This is a genomic window from Mycobacterium parmense (genome assembly GCF_010730575.1).
Taxonomy (GTDB): domain Bacteria; phylum Actinomycetota; class Actinomycetes; order Mycobacteriales; family Mycobacteriaceae; genus Mycobacterium; species Mycobacterium parmense.
The window spans coordinates 2,526,956-2,548,538 of the sequence record NZ_AP022614.1; the positions used below are offsets into that span (position 1 = coordinate 2,526,956).

The following is a 21,583-nucleotide window of genomic DNA, read 5'->3' on the forward strand; positions in this document are numbered from 1 at the left end:
TCCACGGTGGCAGGCTGTACGCGGCGAGTCAGTCGACGCGCCGAAGCGTGGCCGGGGTGAGATCTTTGCGCGTGGGGTAGCCGTCGACGGCCATGATCAGGTCGGCTTCGGCCAGCATCATCCGCAGCACGTGCACGATGCCGTCGACGCCACCGAGCGCCAGCCCGTACGCGTACGGGCGCCCGATCCCCACCGCGGTCGCGCCGAGCGCGAGCGCCTTGACGACGTCGGCGCCGCTGCGCACGCCCGAGTCGAACAGGACGGGCAGCCCGTCGGCCGCCTCGACGACGCCGGGCAGGCAGTCGATCGCCGGCAGGCCGCCGTTGGCCTGCCGGCCGCCGTGGTTGGAGCAGTAGATGCCGTCGACGCCGCCGTCCCTGGCCCGGCGCGCGTCGTCGGGGTGGCAGATGCCCTTCACCAGCAGCGGCAGGTCGGTCAACGACCGCAGCCAGGTCAGATCGTCCCAGTTCAGCGCGTGGCCGAACACCTGGACCCAGCGCAGCACCGCGCCCTGCGGGTCCTCCTCCGGAGGTCGTGACAGCCCGGCGCGGAAGACGGGGTCACTGGTGTAGTTGGCCAGGCAGTGCCCACGCAGCTGCGGGAAGTTGGAGGTGCTCAGGTCGCGCGGCCGCCAGCCCGTCACCCAGGTGTCGAGCGTGACGACGATGCCCTTGAAGCCCGCGGCCTCGGCGCGGTGCACCAGGCTGGTGGCCAGCTCGCGGTCGTTCGGGCAGTACAGCTGGAAGAACCCGGGCGTCTCGCCGAGGGCGGCGGCGACGTCCTCCATCGGGTCGACCGTCAGCGTGGAGGCGACCATCGGCACGCCGATGCGGGCGGCCGCGCGGGCGGTGGCCAGGTCGCCGTGGCCGTCCTGGGCGCAGATGCCGATGACGCCGATGGGCGCCAGAAAGATCGGCGACGGCAGGGTCATCCCGAACAGCTCGACGGACAGGTCGCGGTTCGCGGCGCCGACGAACATCCGCGGGATGAGGCCCCACCGCTCGAAGGCGGTGCAGTTGACCCGCTGCGTGCGCTCGTCGCCGGCGCCCCCCGCCACGTAGGACCACACCGACGGCGGCAGGGCGGTCGCCGCCTTGGCCTCGAGCTCCGCGAAAGCCATCGGCAGGGCCGGCACGACTCCGGCGAGGCCCTGCAGGTAGATCTCGTTCTGGTAGTCCCCGAAGTGGGGTGAGGGTGCCATGGCATCGAGGATGCCAGCCGGCGGCTCGTCAGGACGCCTTGGCCTCCGCCTCGGCCAGCTCCTTCTTCCACTGCCGGAACGTCTCTTCGGTGCGGCCGCGCCGCCAGTATCCGGAGATCGAGCCGGCCCATTTCGGGCTCACGCCGCGCTGCTTGCGGATGTAGGGGCGCAGGTTGTGCATGACGGCCTGCGCCTCGCCGTGGATGAAGACGTGGACCTGTCCGGGCAGCCACACCGAGGTGGTCACGGCCTCGATCAGCGGCGCGTGGTCGCCGGCGCGGTCCTCGGGAACGAGGTCGGCCCGGCCGCCGCGATATACCCAGTGCACCTCGACGCCCTCCGGCGCGGTCACGGCGATCTCGTCATCCTGGCCCGCCACCTCGATGAACGCCTTGCCTATCGCGCTGGGCGGCAGCGCTTCGAGCGCCGCGGAGATGGCCGGCAGCGCCGACTCGTCGCCGGCCAGCAGGTGCCAGTCGGCGGCCGGGTCGGGCGTATACGCCCCGCCGGGACCCATCAGCAGGATCGGCTGACCCGGCTGCGCCGAGGCCGCCCACACGCCGGCCGTCCCGTGCTCGCCGTGCGTCACGATGTCCACGGTGATCTCGCGGGCCGCGACGTCGACCTGCCGGACCGTCATGGTCCGCACCGTCGGCTTCTTGTCGGGGGGCAGGTCGGCGAAGCTGTCCAGGGTCAGCGGCTCGGGCAGGCCCGCCACGTCGACGTCGTCGGGGACGAAGGCCAGCTTGACGTAGGAGTCGGTGAACTTGCTGGGCACGAAAGTGCTGAAGTCTTTGCTGCCCAGCACCACTCGGACCATGTGCGGCGCGAGCTGCTCGGTACCGACGACTTCGAAGCGTTGCAGAGGTCGACCCGCCACGTGTTCTCCTGTCCAATTCCGGCCCCCGTCGACTATACGAGCCGCGGCGTTTTCGCAGCTCGGCCGCGGAGAGGCCGGACGATCCGCCACCGCCCGTCGCAACGCTGCACCAGCCCCGCCAACTCCAGCATCGCCAGCGGCCCCAGCACCTGCTCGGGCACCATCGCCGACGCGACGGCGATCTCGTCGACGGTCACCGCGCCGCGGCCGGGCAACGCCTCGTACACCCGGCGCTCGGCCGCACCGAGCCCGTCGAGGGCCGTCACCGGGCGAGCCGGTTCCGGCGCCAGTTCCCCGATGCCGCCGACCAGCTCGACGACGTCGTCGGCCCGGGTGACCAGCTCGGCGCCATCGCGCAGCAGGGCGTGACATCCCGCCGATGCCGACGACGTCACAGGGCCGGGCACCGCCGCCGCCACCCTGCCCAACGCCCGTCCCCACGCCGCGGTGCTGGCGGCGCCGCTGCGCAGCCCGGCCTCGACCACCACCACGGCGCCGGCGACGGCGGCCACCAGTCGGTTGCGGGTGAGGAACCGGTGGCGGGCCGGGCGCTCCCCCGGCGGGTATTCGGTGAACAGCAGCCCCGTCTGGGCGATCCGGTGCAGCAGCGCCGAATGACCGGCCGGATAGGGGACGTCGATGCCGCCGGCGAGGGCGGCCACGGTGATCCCGTCGCAGACGAGCGCGGCGCGGTGCGCGGCCCCGTCGATGCCGTAGGCGCCGCCCGAGACCACCGCGACGTCACGCTCGGCCAGCCCGGCCGCCAGGTCGGCGGCGACCTGCTCGCCGTAGGACGTCGCCGCCCGGGTCCCGACGACCGCGGCCGCCCGCCGGGAGACCTCGTCGAGACGCGCGGGACCCAGCGCCCACAGCACCAACGGCGCACCCCCGCGCGACCGGGTTCCGGCCCCGTCGAACCCGGCGAAGGCGAGCAGCGGCCATTCCTCGTCGTCAGGGGTGATCAATCGGCCGCCACGGCTTGCGAGCAGAGCGAGATCCGTTGCGGCCCTGTCTGATTCGCGGCGCGCCTCGGTGTGGCGCGCAAGGTCGGCGTCGACCGCACCGCGCCGCACGCGATCGGCGGCCTCGACCGGGCCGACGCGTCCGACGAGACCGGCGAGTTCCGCGCAGGGCGGCTCGGCCACCCGGGACAGGTAAGCCCATGCCCGCAACTCCGTCTCGCTCATCGCTGCGCACCCGCCTGGCGGAAGCTCAGCGCGGCGGCGACCTCGGCGAGGCCGGGTGAGGTTCGCCCGGCCAAATCGGCCAGGCTCCACGCGACGCGCAGGGTGCGATCGGCCCCGCGGATGCTGAGCAGCCCGCGATCCAGCGCCGTGCGCAGCGGCTCCATCGCGGCGCTGCCGGGCCGGAACTTGCGCCGCAGCAGCGGCCCGCTGACTTCGGCGTTGGTCGTGAATCCGTGCGGCCGCCATCGCTGCGCCGCGGCGGCGCGGGCCTGCGCCACCCGGCGGCACACCTGCGCGGTCGACTCCCCGTCCGTGCCCGAGAACGCCCCCGCCCGCACCGGATGCATGTCGACCCGCAGGTCCACCCGGTCGAGCAGCGGGCCGGACAGCTTGCCCAGGTAGCGGCGCTTGACCGCTGCCGCGCAGATGCAGTCGCGGGGATCGGCCGGCGCGCACGGGCAGGGGTTGGCGGCCAGCACCAGCTGGAACCGGGCCGGGTAACACGCCACTCCATCGCGCCGCGCGAGACGAATCTCGCCGTCCTCCAACGGTGTTCGCAGGGCCTCGAGCGCGCGGACGCTGATCTCGGCGCATTCGTCGAGGAACAGCACCCCCCGATGCGCCCGGCTGACCGCGCCCGGGCGGGCCATGCCCGAGCCGCCGCCGACCAGTGCCGCGACCGTGGAGCTGTGGTGCGGCGCCACGAACGGCGGGCGGGTGATCAGCGGGGTATCGCCGCACAACAGCCCGGCCACCGAGTGAATCGCGGTGACCTCCAACGACTCGCTCTCCGACAGCGCCGGCAGCAGACCCGGAAGGCGTTGGGCCAGCATCGTTTTGCCCACCCCCGGCGGACCGGTCAGCATCAGGTGGTGCGCCCCGGCGGCGGCCACCTCCACGGCGAAGCGTGCCTGGGCCTGCCCGACCACGTCGGCCAGGTCGGCCGCGGGCTCGGCGACCGGAGGCGCGGCGGGGGTCCTGCTGTCCAGCCCGGCCGACCCGCTGAGCCACTGCTGGAGCTGCCCCAGCGTGCGCACACCCCAGACCTCGATCCCGTCGACGAGGCTGGCCTCGGCGAGGTTGTCCGCCGGAACGACGACGGAGGGCCAACCGTCGCGTTTGGCGGCCAGCACGGCGGGCAGTACGCCGCGCACTTGGCGGACCCGGCCGTCCAGCGACAACTCCCCCAGCAGCACCGTCTTCTCCAGCCGCGCCCAGGGGCTCCCGCGCTGCGCCGACAGCACCGCGGCCGCCAGGGCGATGTCGTAGACCGAACCCATCTTCGGCAACGTGGCGGGCGACAGCGCCAGCGTCAGCCGCGCCATCGGCCAGCTGTTGCCGCAGTTGGTGACGGCCGCTCGCACCCGGTCGCGGGATTCCTGCAGCGCGGCGTCGGGCAGGCCGACCAGGTGCACACCCGGCAGCCCCGAGGTTATGTCCGCCTCGATCTCGACGATCGCCCCGTCCAGCCCGCGCACCGCGACGGAGAACGCCCGGCCCAGCGCCATCAGCCGACCCCTCGCAGGTGGGTGATCTCGGGGCCGCGACCGCAGTTTGCAGGGCTGACTCGCACACCGATCACGTCGATGCGCAGCGCGGGCCAGCGCCGGTCCTGGCCGGCCAGCCACAGCGCGGCCAGCCGCCGCAGCCGACGCACCTTCTGCCCGGTGACGGCATTCGGCAGGCCGCCGTACCCGTCGCCCGTGCGGGTCTTGACCTCGACGAAGACCACCGTGCCGGTGGCCTCGTCGCACGCGATCACGTCGAGTTCGCCGTAGCGGCACCGCCAGTTGCGGGCCACGACGCGCAACCCGCTCCTCGTCAGGTGGTCCACGGCGAGCGCTTCACCCATCGCCCCCAGCTGGATCCTGGTCATCGTCTTGTGGGTCGTCATGCGGCCACCGTGCGCCCCGGCCCCGACACGACGGTCGGGCCCGGCCGCAGCACGGGGCGGTTATCCCCAGCCGGGCGGCTGTCCACAGCCGCCGCGCTCTCAGGTGATCCTGTCGGCCCGGGTGTAGACGTTCATCGAGTCCCTGCGCAGAAACGCCACCAGCGTCACACCGGACTCCTCGGCCATCGACACCGCCAGCGACGACGGCGCAGACACGGCCGCCAGCACGGGGATGCCGGCCATGACCGCCTTCTGCGTCAGCTCGAACGAGGCGCGCCCGCTGACCAGCAACACCGACGCACCCAGCGGCACCCGGCGGTTTTCCAGCGCCCAGCCGATGACCTTGTCGACCGCGTTGTGCCGGCCGACGTCCTCGCGCACCGCGAGCATCGTGCCGTCGACACCGAACAGCGCGGCGGCGTGCAGACCCCCGGTGCTGGCGAACACCTTCTGGGCCTCGCGCAGCCGGGCCGGCAGCGTCTCGAGGATGCCCGCCTCGACGGTGGCCGGATCGTCGCCGGGCGAGAAGCGGCTGATCAGCCGCACCGCGTCCAGCGAGGCCTTGCCGCAGACCCCACACGAGGAGGTGGTGTAGAAGTTCCGGGTGACGTCGAGATCGGGGGGCCGGACACCGGCGGCCAGGCTGACGTCGAGCACGTTGTAGGTGTTGGCGCCGTCCTCGCCGCGTCCGTCGCAGTAGCGGATGGTCAGCACCTCGTCGCGGTCGCCGATCACCCCTTCGGTGAACAGAAAGCCCTGCGCGAGTTCGATGTCCGACCCCGGCGTGCGCATGGTCACGGTGATCGCCGAGCCGTTGACCCGGATCTCCAGCGGCTCCTCGACGACCAGGGTCTCGGGCCGGGTGGTCTGCTTGCCGGCGGCGACGTGCGTGACGCGCCGGCGCGCCGTCACCTGACCCACCGGACCGACCTCACGGCCTCAACGTACCTGGATTGCGCGGCTCACACCGCCGATGACAGCGCCGCCAGCGTCTCCGCCGAGGAGTGCACCGGCCGCCAGCCGAGCTGCGTCTCGACGGCGGGCTCGCGCTCCAGCGCCGTCACCGCGGAGATGCCGATCTCGCCGGTCGGCCCGGTAACAGCGACGGTGACTCCCACTATTGGGTCCTTCCCTCCCTGGCCGCCCCGAAACACGGGCGGTCCCCACGGCCGCCAGCGCGCCGATCCATCCGAGCCGGGCAAACACTGTGTGAAGCGCACGCCGGTGACCGATAATCTACGGCGATCCAACGCGGGTCAAACCAAGGACACCGCAGGGAGTGGGGCACAGCATGCCGGACGATTCACAGGCCGACACTCGTGGCGGTTCCGAGGCCGACACGGGTGCGCCGATGCCGGCCGAGGCGAAGTCCGACCCGTCGACGGTGTTCGCCGCGCTGGCCGAGATCATCTACCAGGGGTCGGACGCGAATCAGATGTACGCCGCGATCTGCATCGCCGCCACCCTGACCGTCCGCGGCTGCGACCACGCCAGCCTGCTGGCCCGCGAGAACGACCGCTACGTCACCGTCGGCGCCAGCGACCGGCTCGCCCAGCAAATCGACGAACTCGAACGGCGGGCCGGCGACGGCCCCTGCATCGACGCCATCGAGGAGGAGACGCCCCAGATCGACACCGACCTCACCACGCCGTCGCTGTGGCCCGGATTGGCGCAGGTCCTGGTCGCCGAGACGCCGGTGCGCGGGGCCATGGGATTCCGGCTGATGATCGACAAGCGCAAAGGTGCCGCTCTGAACCTGTTCAGCGACACCCCGAACATGTTCGACGCCGAATCCGCCGGGCACGCCGCGGTATTGGCAGCATTCGCCAGCGTGGCCATCAACGCGGTCGCCAAGGGCGAGGACGCCGCGAGCCTGCGGCGCGGCCTGCTCAGCAACCGCGAGATCGGCAAGGCGGTCGGCATGTTGATGCTGCTGCACGACGTCACCGAAGAGCAGGCGTTCGACCTGTTGCGCCGCCACTCGCAGGCGGTGAACGTCAAACTCGCCGACGTGGCGCGGGAGGTCATCCAGAAGCGGGGACAGCTACCGTTGGCCACCGACGGTCTGCCCTCGGCGGGCAAGTAGCCGGCCGCCGCGCGGCTACTCCGGCAGCCGCAGCTCGGGCTTCTCTACCTCTTCGATGTTGACGTCCTTGAACGTGACCACCCGCACCTGCTTGACGAACCGCGCCGGCCGGTACATGTCCCACACCCACGCGTCGGACAGCCGCAGCTCGAAGTAGACCTCGCCGTCGGCGTTGCGGGGCACCATCTCGACGCTGTTGGCCAGGTAGAAGCGCCGCTCTGTTTCCACGACATAGCTGAACTGGCCGACGATGTCCTTGTATTCGCGGTACAGCGAGAGCTCCATCTCGGTTTCGTACTTTTCGAGATCTTCCGCGCTCATCGGGCACTCATTCGCTCAGACGTCCTTCTCTGATACTTCGGACCCATCTTTCCTCACTGCTATCGGGCGCGCTCGGCCGGTGGGTCCGGTTTGCATTCGGCCACCACGGTCGAGCCGGGCCCCGCGGCCACGCGCCGGACGTTGATGTAGGAGTAGCGGTGCTCGGGGCAGGGGCCGAGCCGCGTCAGTGCCGTGCTGTGCGCCGGTGTGCTGTAGCCCTTGTGTTCGGCGAAGCCGTAGCCGGGGTGGTCGGCGTCCATCGCGACCATCAACCGGTCGCGGCTCACCTTCGCCAGCACGCTGGCCGCGGCGATGCAGGCGGCCACCGCGTCCCCGCCGATCACGGGCAGCGACGGCATCGGCAGCCCGGGCACCCGGAACCCGTCGCTGAGGACGTAGCCCGGCCGCACCGACAGGCCGGCGACGGCGCGGCGCATGCCCTCGATGTTGGCGACGTGCACGCCGCGCCGGTCCACCTCGGCCGGGGGGATGAAGACCACGTGGTAGGCCAGCGCGTAGCGCCGAATCACCGGGAACAACCGCTCCCGTGCGACCTCGGTGAGCTTCTTCGAATCATCAAGTGCAGCAAGGCTTTCCAAGCGTCCCGGCCCGAGTATGCAGGCCGCCACCACCAGCGGTCCCGCACACGCGCCGCGGCCCACCTCGTCCACGCCCGCGACCGGTCCCAGCCCGCTGCGGTACAGCGCCGACTCCAGGGTTCGCAGCCCGGACGACTTGCGGATCACCGTCCGCGGCGGCCACGTCCGGGTCATCGCCGAACCAAGGCTACTGCCCCTGTTGCGGATTCACGGAGTCGACACCGCCCCAGCGCGCCGGCGGCCAGACGATGAACCTGGCCTTGCCGATGACGTTGGACACCGGCACGGTCCCCGACATCGGGTCACCGGTGCACAGCACGCCCTTGATGGCGTCGGCCGGAATGCTGGTGCAGTGGGCGCGCGAGTCCGCCGAGTGCGTCCGGTTGTCGCCCATCACCCACAGCCGGCCCGCCGGAACGGTGACCGGGCCGAACTCGCTGCCCAGGCACGGGTACACGGACGGGTCGGCCATCATGGTGCTCGGGCTGAGGTAGGGCTCCTTGAGTGGCTTGCCGTTGACCGTGAGACCGGTGTCGGCGCGGCACTGCACGGTCTGTCCACCGGTGGCGATGACCCGCTTGACCAGGTCGTTCTCGTCGGGCGGCACAAACCCGACGAACGACAGCGCGTTCTGCACCCAGCGCAGCGCCGTGTTGTTGGACCGGATCGACTTGTACCCGACGTTCCACGACGGCGGGCCCTTGAAGACCACCACGTCGCCGGGGCGCGGGGCGCCGAAGCGGTAGGTGATCTTGTCGACCATGATCCGGTCGCCGACGCAGCCCGAGCACCCGTGCAGCGTGGGCTCCATGGACTCCGACGGGATCAGGTAGGGGCGCGCCACAAACGTCAACATGACGTAGTAGAGCACCACCGCGATCACCGCCAGGATGGCGAATTCGCGCAGCGCCGACCGCTTCGGGTGTTCCGGTTCGTCAGCCTCCGGCGCCGGCGGCTCGGGCGCCGGTTCGGGGGCCTGCGGGGCCTCGTCAGGCGCGGACGCCTGCGGGTCACGGGTGGAGACCTTCGGCTCCGGCTGACCAGAGTTGGACTGGGGCTCAGGCGAGTCCGGGGTATCGGTCACGAGATCAGCGTAGCCAGCCCGGGTTGTGGCCCGGTAACGGCGCCGGGCCGACCGCAACGACCGCCAGGGCGGCCCGGATCAGCGCTTCTCCTTGATCTTGGCCTTCTTGCCGCGCAGTTCGCGCAGGTAGTAGAGCTTCGCGCGGCGAACGTCGCCACGGGTCACCACCTGGATGTGGTCGATGTTCGGCGAGTGCACGGGGAAGGTCCGCTCGACGCCGACGCCGTAGCTCTCCTTGCGCACGGTGAACGTCTCCCGGATGCCGCCGCCCTGCCGGCGGATGACGACGCCCTTGAAGACCTGGACGCGCTCCTTGGCGCCCTCGATCACCTTGACGTGGACGTTGATGGTGTCACCCGGGCCGAAAACCGGGATGTCGTCGCGCAGCGACTCTTGGTCGACGAAGTCCAGCCGGTTCATCTTGAGAAGACACTTCCTTGGGGTCGCGGCTCGCGGCAGCCGTCCACGCGCGGGGCGTGAGGCGGTCACCGAGCCGATGGTTCGGGCAACAGGCGCGCATCTCGCAGCAGACGTGAAGCGGCCCGTCCGGCCTGCCACCACTGGAGACAACTGGTCAATTGTGCCAGACAGGGGGTGTGCCGCGAAAATCACACGAAATCACAGCGCCAACCGCGGTTCGCGGCGCGCCGAACCGGCCGGTGAATGGTACACATTACTAGGGTAAACGCGCTGTTGGGGGTGCAGATCGCGGTTTGGCCCGCCCTGACGGACGTTGCGGGGTCGGAGGAGAGGAATGCCGGTACGGCCGCTGACGCTGCTCACCGCCACCGCGGCGGTGGGGTTGATGGTCGTCGGCGGATGCGAGGCCCAGGTCCAGGCAAGGCCTCAGACCAAGGCCTACAACGCCCTCGTGCGCACCGTCCCGGCGCCTGCTCCGTCGCCGGTTCCCACGAATTCGCCGTTAGGACTGGCCCAGCTGCTGCTCGACGCGGACACCCCCCCCGATGCGCCCCAGGCGCTGCCCAGCGCCGGCCTAGGGGGTCTGCAGACCCGCGTGCTGCGGGCCACCGACGAGGCCGCCGCCGCCGGCGCCGCCTTGTCGGTCGCCATCCTCGACCGCGCCACCCACCAGCTGGTCTCCAACGGCAACGGCCAGGTGGTCGGCACGGCGTCGGTGGCCAAGCTCTTCATCGCCGACGACCTGCTGCTGCGCGAGTCCGAGAGCAAGACCGCGCTCAGCCCGGACGACCGCCAGGCCCTGGACGTCATGCTGCAATCGTCCGACGACGGCGCGGCCGAGAAATTCTGGGCCCAGGGCGGCGGGGACGCCATCATCACCTCGGTCGCGGCCCGCTACGGGCTTTCGTCGACGACCCCGCCCAGCGACGGGCGCTGGTGGAACACCATGAGCTCGATGAACGACCTGATCCGCTACTACGAGATGCTGCTCGACGGATCGGGCGGGCTGCCGGCCGAGCAGGCCAGGATCATCGTCAACGACCTCGCCCGGTCCACCCCCAACGGGATCGACGGATACCCGCAGCGGTTCGGCATTCCGGACGGCCTCTACGGCGAGCCGGTGGCGGTCAAGCAGGGCTGGATGTGCTGCATCGGCGCCGACTGGATGCACCTGTCGACCGGGATCGTCGGCCCCGACCACCGCTACATCATGGTGGTCCAGTCCTTACAGCCCTCCGACGACGCCACCGCGCGCGACACCATCACCCGCGCGGTCAAGACGATCTTTCCCGACGGCCGGATCTAGGTCGTCAGTCCAACAGTTCCGGCCGGCGTTCGCGGGTGCGCCGCAGCGACACCTCGCGGCGCCATGCGGCGATGCGCGCATGGTCCCCGGAGAGCAGGACCTCGGGGACGTCCAGGCCGCGCCAGCTCGGCGGCCGGGTGTAGCTGGGCCCCTCCAGCAGGCGGTCCAGGCCCGGTGAGTGGGAATCGTCGAGGTGCGAGGCGGGGTTGCCGAGCACCCCGGCGAGCAGCCGCAGTACGGCCTCGATCATCACCACGGCCGCCGATTCGCCGCCGGGCAGCACATAGTCGCCGATCGAGACCTCCTCGACCCGCATCCGGCGGGCGGCGTCGTCGATCACCCGCTGGTCGATCCCCTCGTATCGTCCGCACGCGAACACCAGGTGCGCCTCGGCGCTCCAGCGCTGTGCGGTCGCCTGGGTGAACAGCGAACCCGCGGGGGTGGGCACCACCAGAAGGGATTGTTCAGAGCAGGTTTGGTCCAGCGCCTCGCCCCACACCGGCGCCTTCATCACCATGCCGGGGCCGCCGCCGTAGGGTGCGTCGTCGACCGAGCGGTGCACGTCGTAGGTCCAGCGCCGCAGGTTGTGCACCTGCAGGTCGACCAGACCGGAATCAATCGCCTTGCCCGGCAACGATTGTCGCAGCGGGTCCAGGTAGGCGGGGAAGATCGTGATGACGTCGATGCGCACGTGCTACCCCAGATCCAGCAGGCCCTCGGGCGGGTCGATCTCGATGACGCCGTCGTCCAGCGACACCGAGACGACGATCGCGCCGACGAAAGGCACCAGCGTTTCCCGCATTTGGCCGTCGAGCTGCCCGCGCACCGCCAGCAGCTCCCCGGCAGCGGTGTGCAGCACCTCCGCAACCTCGCCGACGTCGCGGCCCGCCGTGGTCCGCACGCGCAGGCCCTCGAGTTGGTGGTCGTAGTAGGTGTCGGGCTCGTCGATGGGCGGCAGGTCCGCGGAGTCGACCACGAACAGGCTGCCCCGCAGCGCATTCGCGGCTTCGCGGTCGTCGACCCCGCTCAGCCGCACCAGCAGCCGCCCGCCGTGCTCGCGCGCGCCCTCGACGACGTAGCTGCGCTCCCAGCGCTCCCGGGGGTGCTTGGCGCGCAACGTGTTACCCGAGGCGAATCGGTCGGCTGGATCGTCGGTGCGGATTTCCACCACCAGCTCGCCGCTGATGCCGTGGGCTTTGACCACGCGCCCGACCGTCAACTCCAAGGGAGTTCCCCGCGCGGCTACTGGTCGGTGTCCACCACGTCGACACGGATGCCACGGCCGCCGATTCCGGCGACCAGCGTGCGCAGCGCGGTGGCGGTGCGTCCCCCGCGCCCGATCACCTTGCCCAGGTCGTCGGGATGGACGTGCACCTCGACGGTGCGCCCACGCCGACTGGTCACCATGTCCACCCGGACGTCGTCGGGGTTGTCGACAATCCCTCGGACCAGGTGCTCAACTGCGTCGACGACAACCGAACTCATGGCAGTCAGCTCTCGGTCGCGGGCTCGGCCTGCTCGCCCCCGGCCGGGGCGGCCTCGGCCGCGGTCTCGCCGGCCGCGCCGGTGCCGGCGTCGGGGGCTTCGGTGTCTGCGGAAGCCGCAGAAGACTCCGCGGCCTTCGCGGCCTTCTTGGCCGGGGCCTTCTTCTTCGGCTTCGCGGCCTCGGTGGTGGGTCCGCCGTCCGCCTCGGCCAGCGCGGCGTTGAACAGCTCGAGCTTGGACGGCTTGGGGGGCCGGACCTGCAGGGTGCCCTCGGCGCCGGGCAGCCCCTTGAACTTCTGCCAGTCACCGGTGATCTTGAGGAGCTTGAGAACGGGCTCGGTGGGCTGCGCGCCCACGGACAGCCAGTACTGCGCGCGCTCGGAGTTGATCTCGATCAGGCTCGGGTCTTCCTTGGGGTGGTAGCGGCCGATGACCTCGATCGAGCGGCCGTCGCGCCGGTTGCGGGCGTCGGCGACGGCGATGCGGTACTGGGGGTTGCGGATCTTGCCAAGCCGGGTGAGCTTGATCTTGACAGCCATGACTAGCGAATATCTCCTGTGGTGTCACGCTGCAATTCAGCGATCCGGGCGGGATGCCCGGATCCGGTTTTGCCTCGCGTGTGTCTGACCAGCCGCGCAGCCTGGGTCGCGCGGCGGACAGCCGCCCATTGTGCCAGAACGGCAGGCCCGGACAGAAATCCCGCCTATATCACCTTCTGGAACACCTTGGTCTCGACGCGGCGCGTCATCCGCCAGCCCTGGGGGCCGCGCACGAACTCGTCGTCGTACCACAGGCCGCAGAACAGCACCTGGTCCTTGGGGTTGTCCGGCAACACCATGGGGTTGAAGCAGATCACCCGCGACGACGCGTTGTCACCATCGACGGTCACGGAGAAGTTGCCGAGCATGTGGGCGTACACCGGGAAGTTGGGCAGCACCTCCGACAACCACTTCTTCACCTCGGGGTAGTGCCCCTGGATGCCGCCCAACGCGGTGTAGTCGATGTAGGCGTCGGGGGTGAACACCCGGTCCAGGTCGTCGAACCGGCGGTTGTCGATCGCGGTGGAGTAGTCCACCAGCAATTGCTGGATCTCGAGGCGGTCGGAGATTTCGGCCAGGCTCAGCATGCTTCGCAGGGTACTGAACGTGGGCGTCACCGGAGCCCGGAAGTTAAACCCCGGACGATAAACTTTGCGCCCATGCGCAAGCTCATGGCGATCCTCGGGTGCGCCGCCACCGTGGGTCTGGCCGCCGCCGGCACGTCCCGGGCCGACAGCATGCAGCCGGTCGGCACGGTGCCCATCCCGGACGGCCCGGCCCAGACGTGGATCCTGGCGGACCTCGACAACGGCGAGGTGCTCGCGGGCCGCGACCAGGACGTGCCGCACCCCCCCGCCAGCACCATCAAGGTGCTGCTGGCGCTGGTGGCCCTGGACCAGCTGAACCTGGACTCCACCGTGGTGGCCGACGCCGCGGACGCCGACGTCGAATGCAGCTGCGTCGGCATCAAAGCCGGCCGCACCTACACCGCGCGCCAACTCCTGGACGGCTTGCTGCTGGTGTCGGGCAACGACGCCGCCAACACGCTGGCGCACATGCTCGGCGGCCCGGAGGCCACGGTCGCGAAGATGAACGCCAAGGCCGCCTCGTTGGGGGCCGCGAGCACGCACGCCTCGACGCCGTCCGGCCTGGACGGACCCGGCGGCTCCGGCGCGTCTACGGCCCGCGACCTGGCGGTCATCTTCCGGGCGGCGATGAACGACCCCGTGTTCGCGCAGATCACCGCCGAGCCGTCGGCGATGTTCCCCGGCGATAACGGCGAGCACCCCATCGCCAACAGGGACGAACTGCTGCAGCGCTACCCCGGCGCGATCGGCGGCAAGACCGGCTTCACCGACGCCGCGCGCAAGACGTTCGTGGGCGCCGCCGCCCGCGGCGGCCGCCGGCTGGTCGTCGCCATGATGTACGGCCTGGTCACCCAGGGCGGCCCGACGTACTGGGACCAGGCCGCGAACCTGCTGAACTGGGGGTTTGCGCTCAACCCCGAGGCGGGCATCGGGTCGCTGTAGCCGCTGCGCCCTCCGGCTGCCACGCGGTGAGCAACGCCGTCAGCACCGCCACCCGACGCTGGGCGATATCGGGTTGCGGCAGAACGCTTTCCACCACCGCGGCGCCGTCGAACACGTTGGTGATGAGCGTCACGAGGACGGGGAACGTGTCCTCGGGAAATCCCTGCGCCCCGGGCAACGCGCGCGCGGCGTCGAGGATCTTCGCCGAGTAGTGCCCGAGCTCGTGTTGCAAAGTGGCCCTGAGCTTCTCGTCGGTGCGTGCGGCGATCAGGAGCTCGTAGAGCACGGCGTTGGCGGGGCCGGCGGTGATGTCGCGCAGGATCGCCAGCGCGGCCTGCAGCGCGGGCTGGTCGGCCCGGACCGCCGGAATTTCCGCGACGCGCTTGGTGAACGCCTCGAGCTGGCGGCGCAGCACCTCCGAGGCGGTGGCCGCCATGAAATCGCCCATCGTCTCGAAGTGGCGGAACAGTGCGCCCACCGACACGCCCGCGCGCTTGGAGATCACCGCGGCGGACGCCCGGGCGTAACCGACCTCGATGATGGTCGCGATGCAGGCGTCCAGGAGCCGCGCGACGGTTTCCTCGCGGCGCTGCTGCTGGGTCCTGGCCATGTCAGACACCGATTTTCGGTATGCTCCGCCGGCCGCGGGCCCGCTCGCCGGCGCGCAGGTACCGCCCGGACTTCACGGTCTGGCCGTAGCCGTCGCGGAACCGGCCCCGGGTGTGGCTGCCGCCGAAGACGACGGCCCCGCCCACCCCGGTCGCGACCACGGCGTCGTCGTTTCGGTTGACCATGCGCCGCAGGCCGCCGTAGAACGGGACCGCCTCCTCGTGGTAGCCGTCGACCGAATCGTCGAGACCGGCGGGGTCGATCACCACGAAGTCCGCGCGGTCACCCTCGCGCAGCGTGCCCGCGTCGATGCCGAACCAGTCGGCCAGTTCCCCGGTGAGGCGGTGCACCGCGCGCTCGGTGGACAGAAACGGCGCGCCGGCCAGCTGCGCGTCGCGGGTGCGCTTGAGCAGCCGAAGCGCGAAGTTGTAGAAGGCCATGTTGCGCAGGTGCGCGCCGGCGTCCGAGAAGCCCATGTGCACGCTGGGGTCGGCGGCGAGCTTGTTGAGCTGCCTGGGCCGGTGGTTGGCGACGGTGGTGGTCCACCGGACGTTGCGCTCGCCGTTGTCGACCAGCACGTCGAGGAAAGCGTCCAGCGGATGCAGTCCCCGCTCGTCGGCGATGGCGCCGAAGGTCTTTCCGATCAGCGACGCGTCGGGGCACTCGACGATCACCGCGTCGTGAAAGTCGCGGTGCCACAACGTCGGACCGAGCTTGCGCTTGTCGAACTCGCGCCGGAACCGGCGGCGGTAGTCCTCGTCGGCCAGCAGCGTGTTGCGTTCGAGCTGATCGCGCAGGTGCAGCGCCGCGGTGCCCGCGCCGAACTCCTCGAAGACCGGCAGGTCGATCCCGTCGGAGTACAGCTCGAAGGGCACCGGCAAGTGCTGGAACCGCAGGCGCGAACCCAGGACCTTGTTGAGGATTCGGGTGCCGAGCCCGAACGTGTGCACGGCCAGCGGCATCGACTTGGCGTCGGCGGACACCAGCATGCTCATCCGGACACCTCTACCGCGCCCCAGGATCCGGCTGCTGGTGAGGAAGAACATCAGCACCGTCGCGGGCCTCGCGACGTCGGGTGCGCTCTGCAGCATCCGGCCGCGCCCGCGCAGCACGTCGATCAGCTTGCGGCGCTCGCGCCAGGTCGCGAAGGTCGACGGCAGCGCGCGCGAGCGGAACCGGTCGCCGTCGAGCTTGTCGATCGCCGCGTCCATCCCGGACATGCCCAGCATTCCGGCCTCGAGCGCCTCGTCGAGCAGCGCCGTCATCTTCGCCAGCTCGGCCCCGGTGGGCCGGACCGCGCGGTCGGTCGCCCGTTCGAGGCCCAGCACCGCGGTACGCAGGTCCGAATGACCAAGCAGGGAGCCGACGTTCGGCCCGAGCGGCAGCGCGTCGACGGCCGCGACGTACTCGGCGGCCGTCGACCAGGTGCGACGCGAGGCCAGGGCGCGGCGGACGTATTCGCGCGGCACGGCCTCCACCCGGCTGAACAGGTCGGCAGCGTCGTCGGAGTCGGCGTACACGGTGGACAGCGAGCAGTTGCCCAGTAGCACGGTGGTGACGCCGTGGCGCACCGATTCCCGCAGCCCCGGATCGAGCAGCACCTCGGCGTCGTAGTGGGTGTGCACGTCGATGAAGCCCGGCATGACCCACTTGCCGGCCGCGTCGATCACCTCGGGGCAGCCGGTCTCGTCGAGCGGTTCCCGGCTGACCTCGGCCACCAGGCCGTCGCGGATCCCGAGCGTGCGGGTCAGCGGCGCCGCGCCGGTGCCGTCGAACCACAACCCGTCGCGGATGATCACGTCGTAGGCCACTGCGCCCTCCTTAGGATTTGGCAGGACGCTAACATAGATAGCAAGTACTCGCAATCATTTCCGGGCGACAGGCCGGGTGGAGTTGCGCGCCGACCGGCAATCAGCGATGCGGGCCCGACGGCTGGGGCACCGGCCCGTTGGGGTCCGGCGGGCCCGGCGCGGGGTTGGGCACCGTCACGCCAGGCGGCACCTCGCCGCTGCGGCTGAGCACCGTCGGGACGCGCATCACCGCCGAGCGCTGGCCGCACTCGTTGCTCTGCACGGTGACGGTCTCCTCGCCGTCGAGGTCGCCCTGCGGCTGCGGCCGCAGCGACAGCACCAGCGTCGTCAGCTGGGTCTTGGTCTCACCGTCCGGTCCGACGCAGGCGAATTGCGCGTCCGCGGGCTGCGACTGCCACTCCCCTTCCCGAAACTGCAGGCTCAGCTCGCGGTTGCCGGGCCCCGCCAGCTGCCGGTGGTCGGTGTCGTCGAGCTGGATCGCGGACGCGGTACACGCCGTCGGCGTGCACGACGAACGGAAGGCCCACCAGGTGTTCACGTCCGGCGGTTGCGGGTTGGAGATGTAGTTGAAGGTCTCCTTGGTGCGCTCCACGTCGAGCCGGTAGGTGCCGTCGAGAGGGACGGGCGCGGCGGCCGGGCCGGCGACGGGCGGGGCGGCGGCCGCGGGTGACGCACCGGTGGTCGCGCGGCCCGACGGGGTGGCGGTCGTGCCCGTCGTCCGCCCGATCACGAAGGCGGCGGCGACCAGCCCGACGAGCAACACCACCGCCGCGGCTCCCAGCACCAGCTTGCGGGGCCTGCGCCGCCGCAGCGGGTCCGATGTGTGCCGAACCGGTTGCGCCCTCGCCGCCGCGGAGCGGTGCTCCGCCGGACCGTCGGGCGCGACGGACCGCAGAACCCCGCCGTAAGCGGGATATTCGGCGACCATGACGGCCTCGGGGCTGCGGTCGCCGAGCAGGACTCCGGCGTGTTCGTTGGCGGCCTCGGCGAACTCGCCGCACGTGCGGAACCGGTCCGCGGGCCGCGCGGCGAGCGCCTTCGCGAACACGACGTCGAGGCGGGCCAGCTCCGGGCGCTGCTCGCTGAGTCGCGCCTCCGACCCCGGCGGCGCCCCGCTGAGCAGGTGAAATGCCGTGGCCGCCAACGCGTACTGGTCGGAGCGCCCGTCGGGTTCGGCGCCCCGCAACCACTCGGGCGCGGTGTAGCCGGGAGCGCCGAGAGACCCCATGGGCGGCGAGATGCCGAAGTCGGACAGGGCGACCCGCTGCTCGCCCTCACCCCGGCTGACCAGGATGTTGCCGGGCTTGACGTCGCGATGCAGCAGGCCGCGCTGGTGGGCGTAGTCGAGGGCGCCGGCGATGTCGGTCACCATGGCCAGCACCTCGCTGACCGGTGAGACCGCCGGGAACCGGCCGGCCATGAGCTGCGCGGCGCTGATGCCCTCGACGTAGTCCATCGCCACGAACAGCCGGCCGTCGAACTCACCGCGGTCGTGCACGCCGACGATGTGGGGATGGTAGAGGTTCGCCGCGATCGGGGTCTCCCGCTGGAAACGGCCGCGAAATTCGGGATCCGAGGACAGTTCCGGGGAAAGGACCTTCAGAGCCCGCCAGCAGACGGCGACAAGATCCTGGACGAGGTACACCTCGCCCGTGGATCCGGAGCCGAGCCTTCGCGCCACCGTGAACCCGGCGAAGGTGGCGCCGCTGGCTAAAGCCATCATCCGATGGTAACCATCGCCGCGGCGCCTCGCGCGGCCAGTGCGGGGCTATCGCCAGGGGCGAAACACCTTGCCACGCAGGATCACCAGATCGGGCCGGTTCAGGACGGCGGGACCCGACCGCGGGTCCTGCGAATAGCACAACAGGTCGGCCGGCGCCCCGTGCTCCAGGCCGGGCCGGCCCAGCCAGCGGCGGGCGTCCCAGCACGCCGCGCCCAGCGCCGCGTCGGGGCTCATGCCGATGTTCTTCAGGGCCTCGACCTCGTCGGCAATGCGGCCGTGGGCGACGGTGCTGCCGGCGTCGCTGCCCGCGTACACCGGCACGCCCGCCTCGCACGCCGCGGCCACGCGCGGATAGCAGCGCGTGTAGAGGTCGCGCATGTGGGCCGCGTAGGTGGGGTAGCGCGCGGCGGAGTCGGCGATGCCCGGGAAGTTCTCGACGTTGACCAGCGTGGGCACCAGCGCGGTTCCGTGTTCGATCATCAGGGCGATGGTGTCGTCGGTGAGCCCGGTGCCGTGCTCGATGCAGTCGATCCCGGCGCCGATCAGCCCCGGCAGCGCGTCCTCGCCGAAGACGTGCGCGGTGACGCGGGCGCCGAGCGCGTGCGCGGTGTCGATCGCGGCCTTGAGCACGTCGTCGGACCACAACGGCGCGAGGTCGCCGACGGTGCGGTCGATCCAGTCGCCGACCAGCTTGACCCAGCCGTCCCCGCGCTTGGCCTGCTCGGCCACCGCCGCCGGCAGCTGCGACTCGTCCTCGAGCTCGTCGGCGAAGCCGGCAATGTAGCGCTTGGGCCTCGCGACATGCCGTCCGGCCCTGATGATCCGCGGCAGGTCGTCCCGGTCGTCGAGGCTGCGGGTGTCGGTCGGCGATCCGCAGTCGCGCAGCAGCAGCGCCCCGACGTCGCGTTCGGTCTCGGCCTGGGCGACCGCCTCGTCGAGGGTGATCTCGCCGTGGTGGCCGAGGCCGACGTGGCAGTGCGCGTCGACCAGCCCGGGCAGGATCCAGCCGCCCTCGAAGACGGTGTCGGCCCCGGCGACGGGTTCGGTGCTGATGCGGCCGTCGACGATCCACAGCCGGGTCTCGGCGTCGCCGGGCAGCACGACGCCGCGCACCTGCGTGCGCACCGTGCGGCTACTTCCGTCCGGTCTCATGGTGACGACCCGCTTCGCCCGGCACCGCCGCGCTCGCGATCGTCACGACTTGCCGGGGAACTTGAGCTTCGACAGGTCGAAGTCGGCCAGTCCCGGCGGCAACTCGTTGAGGCCCTCGGGCATCTGGGACAGGTCGGGGAATCCGGCCGGCATTCCGGGCATGCCGGCCATCAGCGGGTTCCGCGCCTTCGGCGGCGTCGGGCCGCGGGCCCCCTTCTTGCCCTTCTTGCCCTTGGCCCCCTTGCTCTTGCGAGTGGCCGACTTGCGGCCCAGGCCGGGGATGCCCATGCCGCCGAGCATCGACGACATCATCTTGCGGGCCTCGAAGAAGCGGTCGACCAGCTGGTTGACCTCGGCGACCGTGACCCCGGACCCGTTGGCGATGCGCAGGCGCCGCGACGCGTTGATGATCTTCGGGTCGGCCCGCTCCTGGGGCGTCATCCCGCGGATGATGGCCTGCAGGCGGTCCAGATCGCGGTCGTCGACCTGGGCCAGCGCGTCCTTCATCTGCCCGGCGCCGGGCAGCATGCCCAGCAGGTTGCCGATCGGGCCCATCTTGCGGATGGCGAGCATCTGCTCGAGGAAGTCCTCGAGCGTCAGCTCGCCGGTGCCGATCTTGGCGGCGGCGGCCTCGGCCTGCTCGGCGTCGAAGACCTGCTCGGCCTGCTCGATCAGGCTCAACACGTCGCCCATGCCCAGGATGCGGCCGGCCATCCGGTCGGGGTGGAAGACGTCGAAGTCTTCCAGCTTCTCGCCGCTGGAGGCGAACAGGATCGGCACGCCGGTGACCTCGCGGACCGACAGCGCCGCGCCGCCGCGGGCGTCGCCGTCGAGCTTGGTCAGCACCACCCCGGTGAAGCCGACGCCCTGGCCGAACGCCTCGGCGGTGGCGACGGCGTCCTGGCCGATCATCGCGTCCAGGACGAACAGCACCTCGTCGGGGTTGACGGCGGCGCGGATGGCCGCGGCCTGGGCCATCAGCTCCTCGTCGATGCCCAGTCGCCCGGCGGTGTCGACGATGACGACGTCGTGATGTTTGGCGCGGGCCTCCGCGAGCCCGGCGGTGGCGACCGCGACCGGGTCACCCGGCCCGGATCCCGGCGATTCCCCGGGGTGTGGCGCGAACACCGGGACCCCGGCACGTTGGCCGGTGACCTGGAGCTGGTTCACCGCGGCCGGCCGCTGCAGGTCGCAGGCCACCAGCAGCGGCGTGTGGCCCTGGCCGCGCAGCCAGGCGGCCAGCTTGCCGGCCAGCGTCGTCTTACCCGACCCCTGCAGGCCGGCGAGCATGATCACGGTCGGCGGCGTCTTGGCGAACGCCAGCTGGCGGGTCTGGCCCCCGAGGATCCCGATGAGCTCCTCGTTGACGATCTTGACGACCTGCTGCGCCGGGTTCAGCGCGCCGGACACCTCGGCGCCCTTGGCGCGCTCCTTGATGCGGTTGACGAAAGCCCGCACCACCGGCAGCGACACGTCCGCTTCCAGCAGCGCCAGCCGGATCTCGCGGGTGGTGGCCTCGATGTCGGCGTCGGTCAGTCGACCCTTGCCACGCAGCCCCGCCAGGGCACCGGTCAACCGGTCAGACAGCGATTCGAACACGCGACCAGCCTAGTGGTACTGCAAGCGCGGCGAAGCCGGGCGCAGCAGCTGCCCCCGCGCGAGGGTGCGGCTGCCCGCACACTCGGTGCCCAACGTGCGGCGGGCCGCACACTCGGCGCAAGAGACGCGGGGAAATCGTCGACGGCGCGCGCCCCGGC

The 21,583-nt window shown here is 71.3% G+C and carries 22 protein-coding genes and 2 pseudogenes; 3 read left to right on the top strand and 21 right to left on the bottom strand.

Features of this window, described 5'->3' with window-relative positions; translation table 11 throughout:
- Window positions 1-28 precede the first annotated feature (28 nt).
- From G6N48_RS11425 to G6N48_RS11455, 7 genes and pseudogenes are all read right to left on the bottom strand, one after another.
- Complete coding sequence (locus G6N48_RS11425) at window positions 29-1,201, bottom strand: lactate 2-monooxygenase (RefSeq protein ID WP_085269187.1); 1,173 nt, start codon at window positions 1,199-1,201, stop codon at window positions 29-31.
- A 28-nt stretch (window positions 1,202-1,229) separates the two neighbouring features.
- Window positions 1,230-2,081, bottom strand: a complete 852-nt coding sequence (locus tag G6N48_RS11430; protein WP_085269186.1) for a siderophore-interacting protein — start codon at window positions 2,079-2,081, stop codon at window positions 1,230-1,232.
- 32 nt (window positions 2,082-2,113) lie between these two features.
- Window positions 2,114-3,268, bottom strand: a complete 1,155-nt coding sequence (dprA, locus tag G6N48_RS11435; protein ID WP_085269185.1) for a DNA-processing protein DprA — start codon at window positions 3,266-3,268, stop codon at window positions 2,114-2,116.
- Entirely contained in the window at window positions 3,265-4,776 is a 1,512-nt protein-coding gene (locus G6N48_RS11440; protein ID WP_085269184.1) for a YifB family Mg chelatase-like AAA ATPase, read from the bottom strand. The genes dprA and G6N48_RS11440 overlap by 4 nt, the downstream gene beginning before the upstream one ends.
- A complete protein-coding gene (locus G6N48_RS11445; RefSeq protein ID WP_085269183.1) occupies window positions 4,776-5,162 on the bottom strand; it encodes a YraN family protein in 387 nt (128 codons plus the stop codon). The genes G6N48_RS11440 and G6N48_RS11445 overlap by 1 nt, the downstream gene beginning before the upstream one ends.
- Window positions 5,163-5,261: 99 nt before the next feature.
- Window positions 5,262-6,083, bottom strand: coding sequence for a formate dehydrogenase accessory sulfurtransferase FdhD (gene fdhD, locus G6N48_RS11450; RefSeq protein ID WP_085269182.1), 822 nt, complete (start codon window positions 6,081-6,083; stop codon window positions 5,262-5,264).
- A 98-nt stretch (window positions 6,084-6,181) separates the two neighbouring features.
- Window positions 6,182-6,280: pseudogene (locus G6N48_RS11455) on the bottom strand (epimerase); the annotation flags it as partial.
- 233 nt (window positions 6,281-6,513) lie between these two features.
- On the opposite strand from G6N48_RS11455, the gene G6N48_RS11460 reads away from it, so the two are divergent.
- Window positions 6,514-7,248 (top strand): GAF and ANTAR domain-containing protein, encoded by a 735-nt coding sequence (locus G6N48_RS11460; RefSeq protein WP_085269248.1) that lies wholly within the window; start codon window positions 6,514-6,516, stop codon window positions 7,246-7,248.
- Between the two features lie 15 nt (window positions 7,249-7,263).
- On the opposite strand, the gene G6N48_RS11465 is transcribed toward G6N48_RS11460, so the two are convergent.
- The 4 genes and pseudogenes from G6N48_RS11465 to rplS form a co-directional block, all read right to left on the bottom strand.
- Window positions 7,264-7,569, bottom strand: a complete 306-nt coding sequence (locus tag G6N48_RS11465; protein WP_007171389.1) for a DUF2469 domain-containing protein — start codon at window positions 7,567-7,569, stop codon at window positions 7,264-7,266.
- Window positions 7,570-7,576: 7 nt separating this feature from the next.
- A pseudogene (locus G6N48_RS11470) lies at window positions 7,577-8,342 on the bottom strand (ribonuclease HII).
- 13 nt (window positions 8,343-8,355) lie between these two features.
- Window positions 8,356-9,252, bottom strand: a complete 897-nt coding sequence (gene lepB / locus G6N48_RS11475) for a signal peptidase I (RefSeq protein ID WP_085269180.1) — start codon at window positions 9,250-9,252, stop codon at window positions 8,356-8,358.
- Between the two features lie 78 nt (window positions 9,253-9,330).
- A complete protein-coding gene (gene rplS, locus G6N48_RS11480; protein ID WP_085269179.1) occupies window positions 9,331-9,672 on the bottom strand; it encodes a 50S ribosomal protein L19 in 342 nt (113 codons plus the stop codon).
- Between the two features lie 334 nt (window positions 9,673-10,006).
- Between rplS and G6N48_RS11485 the strand changes: the two genes are divergently transcribed.
- Window positions 10,007-10,978, top strand: coding sequence for a serine hydrolase (locus G6N48_RS11485; protein ID WP_085269178.1), 972 nt, complete (start codon window positions 10,007-10,009; stop codon window positions 10,976-10,978).
- A 4-nt stretch (window positions 10,979-10,982) separates the two neighbouring features.
- Here G6N48_RS11485 and trmD read toward each other — a convergent pair whose 3' ends face one another.
- The 5 genes from trmD to G6N48_RS11510 form a co-directional block, all read right to left on the bottom strand.
- A complete protein-coding gene (trmD, locus tag G6N48_RS11490; RefSeq protein WP_085269177.1) occupies window positions 10,983-11,669 on the bottom strand; it encodes a tRNA (guanosine(37)-N1)-methyltransferase TrmD in 687 nt (228 codons plus the stop codon).
- 3 nt (window positions 11,670-11,672) lie between these two features.
- On the bottom strand, window positions 11,673-12,203 hold the full coding sequence (gene rimM, locus G6N48_RS11495; protein ID WP_085269176.1) for a ribosome maturation factor RimM: 531 nt from the start codon (window positions 12,201-12,203) through the stop codon (window positions 11,673-11,675).
- Window positions 12,204-12,220: 17 nt separating this feature from the next.
- The gene (locus G6N48_RS11500) at window positions 12,221-12,463 is read right to left on the bottom strand and encodes an RNA-binding protein (RefSeq protein WP_003881089.1); all 243 of its coding nucleotides are present in this window, start codon (window positions 12,461-12,463) and stop codon (window positions 12,221-12,223) included.
- A 5-nt stretch (window positions 12,464-12,468) separates the two neighbouring features.
- Window positions 12,469-13,002, bottom strand: a complete 534-nt coding sequence (gene rpsP / locus G6N48_RS11505; protein WP_085269175.1) for a 30S ribosomal protein S16 — start codon at window positions 13,000-13,002, stop codon at window positions 12,469-12,471.
- A gap of 164 nt (window positions 13,003-13,166) precedes the next feature.
- Window positions 13,167-13,589, bottom strand: coding sequence for a nuclear transport factor 2 family protein (locus G6N48_RS11510; RefSeq protein ID WP_085269247.1), 423 nt, complete (start codon window positions 13,587-13,589; stop codon window positions 13,167-13,169).
- A 72-nt stretch (window positions 13,590-13,661) separates the two neighbouring features.
- Here G6N48_RS11510 and G6N48_RS11515 point away from each other — a divergent pair, with 72 nt between their 5' ends.
- Window positions 13,662-14,531: a D-alanyl-D-alanine carboxypeptidase family protein gene (locus tag G6N48_RS11515; protein WP_085269174.1), complete on the top strand. Its 870-nt coding sequence runs from the start codon at window positions 13,662-13,664 to the stop codon at window positions 14,529-14,531.
- On the opposite strand, the gene G6N48_RS11520 is transcribed toward G6N48_RS11515, so the two are convergent.
- From G6N48_RS11520 to ffh, 5 genes are all read right to left on the bottom strand, one after another.
- Complete coding sequence (locus G6N48_RS11520) at window positions 14,500-15,141, bottom strand: TetR/AcrR family transcriptional regulator (protein ID WP_085269173.1); 642 nt, start codon at window positions 15,139-15,141, stop codon at window positions 14,500-14,502. The genes G6N48_RS11515 and G6N48_RS11520 overlap by 32 nt on opposite strands.
- A 1-nt stretch (window position 15,142) precedes the next feature.
- Window positions 15,143-16,990 (bottom strand): N-acyl-D-amino-acid deacylase family protein, encoded by a 1,848-nt coding sequence (locus G6N48_RS11525; RefSeq protein ID WP_139825772.1) that lies wholly within the window; start codon window positions 16,988-16,990, stop codon window positions 15,143-15,145.
- 61 nt (window positions 16,991-17,051) lie between these two features.
- Window positions 17,052-18,671: a serine/threonine-protein kinase gene (locus G6N48_RS11530; protein ID WP_085269246.1), complete on the bottom strand. Its 1,620-nt coding sequence runs from the start codon at window positions 18,669-18,671 to the stop codon at window positions 17,052-17,054.
- Window positions 18,672-18,719: 48 nt separating this feature from the next.
- Entirely contained in the window at window positions 18,720-19,826 is a 1,107-nt protein-coding gene (locus tag G6N48_RS11535; protein WP_139825765.1) for a metal-dependent hydrolase family protein, read from the bottom strand.
- 42 nt (window positions 19,827-19,868) lie between these two features.
- Window positions 19,869-21,425, bottom strand: coding sequence for a signal recognition particle protein (ffh, locus tag G6N48_RS11540; RefSeq protein ID WP_085269170.1), 1,557 nt, complete (start codon window positions 21,423-21,425; stop codon window positions 19,869-19,871).
- Window positions 21,426-21,583: the final 158 nt, after the last annotated feature.